Origin of the sequence: Collinsella sp. AF15-51 (genome assembly GCF_003462845.1) — a bacterium.
Taxonomy (GTDB): Bacteria; Actinomycetota; Coriobacteriia; order Coriobacteriales; family Coriobacteriaceae; genus Collinsella.
The window spans coordinates 124,369-132,240 of sequence record NZ_QRYG01000004.1 but is presented as its reverse complement, the minus strand read 5'-3'; the positions used below and the strand labels follow the sequence as shown (position 1 = coordinate 132,240).

Genomic DNA, 7,872 nt, shown 5'->3' with positions numbered 1-7,872 from the left:
CGCAGGGCATGGGGATGATCCTGCGTCCCCGCGCGGGCGCCCCCGGTTATCCGACCTCTTCGATAGGAGCTTTTCCCACATGGCAGACATCGCATTCGAGAAGGACCTCTCCGTCGCCGAGACCGGCATCGGGGGCCTCAAGGTCGTCGACCTGGCCGTCCACGGCGACTCGCGCGGCTGGTTCAAGGAGAACTGGCAGCGCGCCAAGATGTGCGCCCTGGGCATCCCGGACCTCCGCGTCGTCCAGAACAACATCTCCTACAACGACAGCCGCGGCGTCACCCGCGGCATCCACGCCGAGCCCTGGGACAAGTTCATCTCCGTCGCGCGCGGCTCGGTCTTCGGCGCCTGGGTGGACCTGCGCGAGGGAAGCGAGACCTTCGGCAAGGTGTTCACCTGCACGCTCGACCCGTCGAAGGCCATCTACGTCCCGCGCGGCGTGGGCAACTCCTTCCAGGCCCTGGAGGACGGCACCGCCTACACGTACCTGGTGGACGCCCACTGGTCGCTGGAGCTGAAGAGGACCTACACCTTCGTGAACCTCGCCGACCCGGATCTCGCCATCGAGTGGCCGATCCCGCTCGACGAGGCCACCGTCTCCGATGCCGACCTCAACCACCCGATGCTCAAGGACGTCGTCCCCATGGCGCCCAAGAGGACGCTCGTCACCGGCTGCAACGGCCAGCTGGGCCATGCGGTGCGTGCGCTCGCCGAGGAGCGCGGCGTGGCGAAGGACTTCGACTTCTGCGACATCGACACCTTCGACATGTCCGACCCGGACGCCTATTCGCAGTACGACTGGTCGCTCTACGGCACCGTGATCAACTGCGGCGCCTACACCGCCGTGGATAGGGCGGAGACCCCCGAGGGCCGCGTCATCGCCTGGAAGGCCAACGCCATCGGCCCGGCACTGCTCGCCCGCGCCTGCGCCGGGCACGGGATCACCCTCGTCCACGTGTCCTCCGACTACGTCTTCGACGGCACCGCCGAGGTGCATGACGAGGAGGAGCCCCTCAGCCCGCTGTCTGTTTACGGCCAGACCAAGGCCGCCGGCGACATCGCCGTGGCCGGCTGCCCGCGCCACTACATCATGCGCAGCTCCTGGGTCATCGGCGAGGGCCACAACTTCGTCAAGACCATGAGGGGCCTCTCCGACCGCGTAGCCGACCCCGAGGACGGGCTCGCGCAGGTCACGGTCGTGGACGACCAACTGGGCCGCCTGACCTTCACACGCGACATGGCCGAGGCCATCTTCCATGTGCTGTGGACGCACGCCCCCTACGGCACCTACGACTGCACCGGCTCCGGTGCCGTGAAGAGCTGGGCCGACATCGCCCGTGCCGTCTTCGAGGCCGCCAACGGCAACGGGGACAGGGTCGTGCCGGTCAGCACCGCCGACTACTACGCGAACGCCGCGGGCCCCGTCGCCCCGCGCCCGGTCCACTCCGCGCTCGACCTGTCCAAGCTTGAGGCCGCCGGCTTCCACATGCCCGACTGGGAAGAAGAGCTGGGGGAGTACCTCAAGACGCTCTAGCCGCTATTAACTTTTCGAGCGTAAAAGCCGCCGCTTGTTAACGGCGGCTTTTCTTATGCCTGGTGAATAGCCCCGCTGCAACAAGGGCGGCGGCGGTCGCCAGACTCACTGCAAGCCCCGCAAGGGCGCCCGGAGTCTTGTAGGTCATCACGATCCTATTCGCGCCTTTCTGCATGTTCAGGGATGACAAGCCCTTATCGGCGGCGGGCGTTAGTTCTGCGGCGGTTCCGTTTACCGTTACGTTCCAGCCCTCATCGTACGGAACGCTCAGCAGCAGGTTGCCGTCATCCTTGGCGGTATACTCGCCTTCGATCCTTCCGTCCTTAAAAACCGTCGGAATAAACTCGTTCGTCTTAAGCTCGCTAATAATCTGCTCGAAAACGTCCAGATTGAGGGCGTAAAAGACCGGCTCATTGTCTTGGGGCATGTCTGTATAGCCCTCCGCGACTCCGATTGACACCGTATGCTGGCTCGGGGCGTCCGATGCATCCGCAATCTGGCGGATATTATTGTCGAATCTCCAGGCCTCGTTTTCGATCGTTCGCTGGTTGATGGTAAGGGTGACGGGCCAATAACTGCCGGCAGTCGTATCTTTGTTGATGTAGAGATACCCGATGGAGCTTGCCGGTACAGTAACGCTCCATTGCTTTAAGCTATCGCTATTCTCCGTGTTCGTGGCCTCGATCTTGGTATAGAGCTTGACCTCGCGGCCTAGGATTTTGCTGTAGAGGTCGTTCTGCTTTTCGAAGGGGTTCTCGTTTTTCAGCGTGCTGTTTTGGATATCGCTTGAGGCTGCGACGCCAATGCTGAGCGCATAGGGGTTCTCGTACACCGCGCTTGTGGAGTCGGCCTGATTCGTCTTGGCCGAAACGTATCCCGCAGGCGCGCTCTCGGGAATGGCATACTTGACTCCCAGTAGGGCATCGACGGCGAGAATGGGCTCGGCATAACGGGTCGAGAATTCGCCGACGCTGCTGTATCCAAGGGAGTTGAGCAGTGCGATGGCCTGCGGGTTGTTGGCAGACGAATACGAAGACAACTGGTTGTACCCAAGCGCCAGGCCTTCGTTGAGGGCGGCGCTGTCGACGCGTGTGGTTGTGCGGTCAATGCGATAGAACGACGCCGAAGTCTGGTCTTGAATGGCCGTGATCGTGTCGGTAGCGGAGGCGACATAGGCGCTGTTGGCTTCTTCGGAATAGCCTGTGTACAGCTGGTTCCACATAACATGGGCGTTGGCAAATAGTTCAATTGCCGTGAGTGCCAGAAGTGGCATGATGATGGCCGGACGATGGGCTCGACGCAATGTTGGCCGCTCTTTGAGTTTCTGCAGTGTGTATCCTGCGGCCCACAGCGTAAAGAAGCTCAGCAAAAAAGCCGTGCGCGAGTAGAAGCCGTTGGGAACGCGCATGCCGCACCAGATGTACTCGAGCGGGCTCAAAACGGAGCTTGCGACCAGGATTATCGTGACGACGAGTGTTGCGATGCGCGTCTTGATCGAAACCGTGCGGTTAACCAGCAGGCTCACCGCAAGCAGCATCATGACGATGCCGCAATAGAACTGCGGTGTGCTTTCGTTGCTTACCCACATGCAGGGAAGAAAGCCCCTGATGAGCGACTTGAGGCTGGTTTTAAGTAGGGGGCCGAGTGCTAGAACGGGACCGCCCTTGGACATGGCAAGGATGGTCGGCAAAAAGGTCCAGGCGGACAGAAGCAGTCCGAGCGCGATAGCTCCGGCGAATCGCAGGGCCCGATCGAGCATGAGCTTCCAGCTAAAACCTTCTTCTGCAACATAATCGACAAATTCGACCAATACGAAGATGCAGAGGAACAGGATGCTGATGTAGGCCGTATACCAGCAGAACATGACATTGAGCGCCGTTGCGATGACGAGGCGGATCATGCGCTGCTTGCGGATGAGCTCGTAGCATCCGTAGGCGCAGATGGGCAGCAGGATGAGGCAATCGATCCAGAGTGGGTTGCGCAGGTTGCTGATGGTCCAGCTGCAAAACGTGAACGAGAGGGATAGCAAGAATGCGGCGGGCTTGGAAAGGTCAAAGCGCTTTTGCACATACCAAGCGCTGCTGATGTGGATGCAGCCAAGCTTGAGCGCGGTTATGGCAAATACGAAGAGCGTCAGCTTGTCTGCGGGAAACAGCACGCAGAGCAGGTTGAAGGGGCTGGCGAGGTAGTAGCTATAGAGCCCCCATGTGTTCATACCGAGGCCCTGTGAGAAGGAATAGCGAAGGTTTGCCTCGCCTAAAAGGACGCGGCGAAACCACGCGAAGAAGTCGATGTATTGGTATTTGAGATCGTTGGTGAGAAACGAGTTGTCGCCAAAGGGGTAGACATGCCCCGCCTCTGCAAGTGCGACAAATAATGCGATGGAAAACGTGAAGCAGGCGGCGTAGAACGCCACATTCTTGAGCGTGCTGTTATTGGGCCGTGTCATCAGATTCCTCGTTGGATTCTCGAATGATATAGATGGGGCGGTGCTTGGCCTCCAAGTAGGCTTTTGCTAGGTACTCGCCAATGATTCCCAGGCACAGGAGCTGCATGCCGCCAAACAGCGTAATGAGGCAGGCAAGGGAGGGCCATCCGCCTACGGGATCGCCCCAAACAAGCGTTTTGACCAGGATGACGATAAATCCCATGATGGCGATGAGGCAGAAGACGATACCCGTGAGGGCGGCGAGGGAGAGTGGCGCCGTGGAAAACGCGACGATGCCGTCGATGGAATAGAGGAGCAGCGACCAAAAGCTCCATTTGGTCTCACCGGCCACGCGGTTGACGTTTACGTAGGGGAGCCATTTGGTCTTGAAGCCGACCCAGCCGTAGATGCCCTTGGAGAATCGATTGTATTCGCCCATGGAGATGATGGCGTTGACCATAGGTCGCTTCATGAGCCTAAAATCGCGTGCTCCGTCGACGATGTCGGCCTTGGAAATGCGGTTGATGATCTTGTAGAACATACGGGCGCAGAACGACCTGATGGGAGGCTCGCCTTCGCGGGTGGTCCTGCGTGTGGCGACGTTATCGTAGTCTTCGGTTTGCAAGATCTCGTACATCTGCGGCAGGAGCGAGGGCGGGTCCTGCATGTCGGCATCCATGGTGGCGACATAGTCGCCCTTTGCGTGCTGGAGTCCGGCGAGTAGTGCCGCCTCCTTGCCAAAGTTGCGCGAGAAAGAGTGCCAGCGGATGGCGTATGGATGCGCCGCCGCAGCTTCTGCCTTCATGACGGCGAGCGTTTTGTCTGCCGAGCCATCGTCGATGAGGACGGCTTCAAAGGAGATGCCGGGGTCTTGCCGGGTCATGATGCGAACGACGCCATCGAGCTCTTTGAGAAAGATCGGAAGTGATTCCTGCTCGTTGTAACACGGCACGACGATGGAGATGAGCGGCATGGTGGTTTACCTCTCGCTTGGCTTGGAAGTAGGGTGGCCGGGCTGGTCGTCGTAGGCGTACTTGCTATATACGTTGACCTCCCACTGCTTTTTTTCGACCTTTGCTACAGAATCCAGGATGAATCCGGTTGCAAGGCTCAGGCCGCACAGGAACATAAACGACGCGGCGAGCATGGCGGTGGGGAAGCGCGGAACGAGGCCGGTCTGGAAATACTCGACAACGATGGGCATGCCCAGGGCGAGGCCGATCACCGCAAACAGAAGCGCGACGAGGCTGAAGAACTTCAGCGGGCGGTAGTCCTTGAACAGCGTGCCGATCATCGCGACGACTTTAATGCCGTCGCTCACGGTATTGAGCTTGGATTCGGAGCCTTCCGGACGGTCGCGGTACTCGATGGGCACATCTTTGATGCGCCAGCGGTGGTCGACGGCGTGGATCGAGAGCTCGGTTTCGATCTGGAAGCCCTCGGAAAGCACAGGGAAGGTTTTAACGAACGGGCGGCTCATGGCGCGGTAGCCGGTCATGACATCATCGAAGCTGTAGCCATAGATCCACCTGATCATGGCGCGGACCAGATTGTTGCCAAAGCCGTGGAAAGCACGCTTGTTTTCCTCGGCGTAGGTGCCGTTGGAAAGGCGGTCGCCTACGGTCATATCGGCCGCGCCGTTGAGGATAGGCTCGCAGAGGGCCTTGGCCGCCTCGGCGGGGTAGGTGTCGTCGCCGTCGACCATCAGGTAGCAATCGGCGTCGATATCGCGAAACATCTGGCGGCACACGTTGCCCTTTCCCTGACGGGGCTCAAAGCGGACCGTGGCGCCGTGCTCGGTGGCGATGCGTGAGGTATCGTCCGACGAGTTGTTGTCATAGACATAGACCGTCGCTTGCGGAAGCTCGCGGTGAAAGTCGTCGATGACTTTGCCGATCGTGAGGGCTTCGTTGTAGCAGGGGATGATGACGGCGATGGATTCAGAATTCACTCAATGCTCCTTATACATTCAATTCTTGAAAGTATAGCCGTTTGGGCTTGGCATCCTAAGATGTGGGTTAGTTCTCCAGTTTTGTTGCGCGAATCGTTTGCATGGCCGTCGGGTCTATACTGTTCGTTTGTCAACGATTACGAGTAAAGGAGTTGCATCCGTGTCGGATCAGACAAAGCAACAAGAAACTCGCAGTCTGCCTGCGACGTTTGCTAAGAACGAATTTGAGAAGGACGCGTTTATCCTTCGTCAGCTGGTTACCAAGGATTTTAAGATCAAGTATCGCCGTAGCGTTCTGGGCGTCGCATGGTCGGTTCTCAACCCGCTGCTGATGATGATCGTCATGGCCATCGTGTTCTCGACGATTTTTGGCCAGGGCCGCAATGGATCAATGACGCCCGAGATGTACCCGCTGTACTTGATCGTGGGTAACGTTACCTTTGCCGTCATGTCCGAGTCCACGAACCAGGCCCTAACGTCGATCGTGGGTGCTGCCCCTCTGCTCAAGAAGGTTAAGGTGCACCGCTGGGTCTTCCCGGTGCAGAAAGTGCTTTTCTCGCTGGTGAACTTTGCCTTCTCGCTGGTCGCCGTCGCCATCGTCATGCTGTGGTTCCGCGTTATGCCTTCTTGGCACCTGATTCTGCTGCCGGTTTGCCTGCTGCTGCTTATGTGCTTCTGCATGGGCCTGGGCATGATGCTCTCTGCTCTTACGGTCTTTTTCCGCGACGTTATGCATCTGTGGAGCGTAGTCATTACGGCGTGGACTTATATTACGCCCATCTTCTGGACGACTGACTATATTGCGCAAATGCCGCATCTCGTGCGTATCTTGATGTATGCGAACCCCATGTACAACTACCTGCAGTTTATGCGCGATATCTTTCTGTTCCAAACTACGCCCTCGCTTATGACGTTTGGTATGTGCGCTGCTTGGGCGGTTCTTGCGCTTGTTATTGGCTATACCGTGTTCCATAAGTCCGAGCGCAAGTTCATCCTCTACATCTAAGGAGTGCTGTGATGACTGAATCTGTTGTTGATTACAGCGAGCAGCCTCTGGCTGTCGAGGTCGACGACGTCACCATGATCTTTAACATGGCGTCCGAGTCGCTGACCAACCTCAAGGAGTACTTCATCAAGCTTGCCAAGCACGAGTTGTTCTTTGAGGAGTTTAGGGCGCTTAAGCATATTTCGTTTGATATTCATCGTGGCGAGGTCGTGGGTCTGGTTGGCACCAATGGCTCCGGCAAGTCTACGATGCTCAAGATTATCGCTGGCGTGCTTGAGCCAAGCGAGGGCAGCGTTAAGGTGCACGGTAACATCGCGCCGCTGATTGAGCTTGGTGCCGGCTTTGATCCTGAGCTGACCGCACGCGAGAACATCTATCTGAACGGCGCCCTGCTCGGCTATACCAAGGAGTTCATCGACGCCAACTTTGACGGCATTATCGAGTTCGCTGAGCTTCAGAACTTTGTCGACATGCCGCTTAAGAACTTCTCCTCGGGCATGGTTGCGCGTATTGCCTTTGCAATCGCGACGATTACCGAGCCCGATATTCTGATCGTTGACGAGACGCTGTCCGTCGGTGATGTGTTCTTCCAGCAGAAGTGCGAGGCCCGCATCCAGCACTTTATCCAGAGCGGCGACGTGACGGTTCTGTTCGTTTCGCACTCCATGGAGCAGGTTGAACGCATCTGCCAGCGTGCCGTTTGGATTGAGAAGGGTGACCTTCGCATGGACGGCCCGGTCGATGAGGTCTGCAAGGCGTACCGCGAGCAGTTCAACTAGGTTATAATTACTTGCGCCTGACAGGCTTGCGCTTGCTTGGGCGTGCGGTTATATGCTCCATTAGCTCAGTTGGATAGAGCAGGGGACTTCTAATCCCAAGGTCGACGGTTCGAATCCGCCATGGAGCACCATCGTTTATTAAGCCCGGACCGCTTGGAGGTCTGGGCTTTTTTC

The 7,872-nt window shown here is 58.1% G+C and carries 6 protein-coding genes and 1 tRNA gene; 4 read left to right on the top strand and 3 right to left on the bottom strand.

Features of this window, described 5'->3' with window-relative positions:
• Positions 1 to 79 precede the first annotated feature (79 nt).
• Positions 80 to 1,534 carry a sugar nucleotide-binding protein gene (locus DWW51_RS03755; protein ID WP_117773563.1) on the top strand — a complete coding sequence of 485 codons (1,455 nt, stop codon included), beginning with the start codon at positions 80 to 82 and terminating at the stop codon, positions 1,532 to 1,534.
• A gap of 37 nt (positions 1,535 to 1,571) precedes the next feature.
• Here the strand turns inward: DWW51_RS03755 and DWW51_RS03750 are convergent, their stop codons facing one another.
• Genes DWW51_RS03750 through DWW51_RS03740 form a run of 3 tightly spaced genes read right to left on the bottom strand, consistent with a single transcriptional unit; the run spans position 1,572 to position 5,913 of the window.
• Entirely contained in the window at positions 1,572 to 3,983 is a 2,412-nt protein-coding gene (locus DWW51_RS03750; RefSeq protein WP_117773562.1) for a YfhO family protein, read from the bottom strand.
• Positions 3,967 to 4,935, bottom strand: a complete 969-nt coding sequence (locus DWW51_RS03745; RefSeq protein WP_089573422.1) for a glycosyltransferase family 2 protein — start codon at positions 4,933 to 4,935, stop codon at positions 3,967 to 3,969. The genes DWW51_RS03750 and DWW51_RS03745 overlap by 17 nt, the downstream gene beginning before the upstream one ends.
• A gap of 6 nt (positions 4,936 to 4,941) precedes the next feature.
• Positions 4,942 to 5,913 carry a glycosyltransferase family 2 protein gene (locus tag DWW51_RS03740; protein WP_117773561.1) on the bottom strand — a complete coding sequence of 324 codons (972 nt, stop codon included), beginning with the start codon at positions 5,911 to 5,913 and terminating at the stop codon, positions 4,942 to 4,944.
• 160 nt (positions 5,914 to 6,073) lie between these two features.
• On the opposite strand from DWW51_RS03740, the gene DWW51_RS03735 reads away from it, so the two are divergent.
• The 3 genes from DWW51_RS03735 to DWW51_RS03725 all read left to right on the top strand — a co-directional run bounded on the left by DWW51_RS03735 (position 6,074) and on the right by DWW51_RS03725 (position 7,829).
• Positions 6,074 to 6,919 (top strand): ABC transporter permease, encoded by an 846-nt coding sequence (locus DWW51_RS03735; RefSeq protein WP_231501564.1) that lies wholly within the window; start codon positions 6,074 to 6,076, stop codon positions 6,917 to 6,919.
• Between the two features lie 11 nt (positions 6,920 to 6,930).
• Positions 6,931 to 7,698, top strand: a complete 768-nt coding sequence (locus DWW51_RS03730; protein ID WP_006236046.1) for an ABC transporter ATP-binding protein — start codon at positions 6,931 to 6,933, stop codon at positions 7,696 to 7,698.
• 54 nt (positions 7,699 to 7,752) lie between these two features.
• A tRNA-Arg gene (locus DWW51_RS03725) sits at positions 7,753 to 7,829 on the top strand.
• Positions 7,830 to 7,872 lie beyond the last annotated feature (43 nt).

Bases quoted from the DNA above. Each gene is read 5' to 3' on its own strand.
- DWW51_RS03755 (WP_117773563.1), top strand. From the start codon at position 80: ATGGCAGACATCGCATTCGAGAAGGACCTCTCCGTCGCCGAGACCGGC.
- DWW51_RS03750 (WP_117773562.1), bottom strand. From the start codon at position 3,983: ATGACACGGCCCAATAACAGCACGCTCAAGAATGTGGCGTTCTACGCC.
- DWW51_RS03745 (WP_089573422.1), bottom strand. From the start codon at position 4,935: ATGCCGCTCATCTCCATCGTCGTGCCGTGTTACAACGAGCAGGAATCA.
- DWW51_RS03730 (WP_006236046.1), top strand. From the start codon at position 6,931: ATGACTGAATCTGTTGTTGATTACAGCGAGCAGCCTCTGGCTGTCGAG.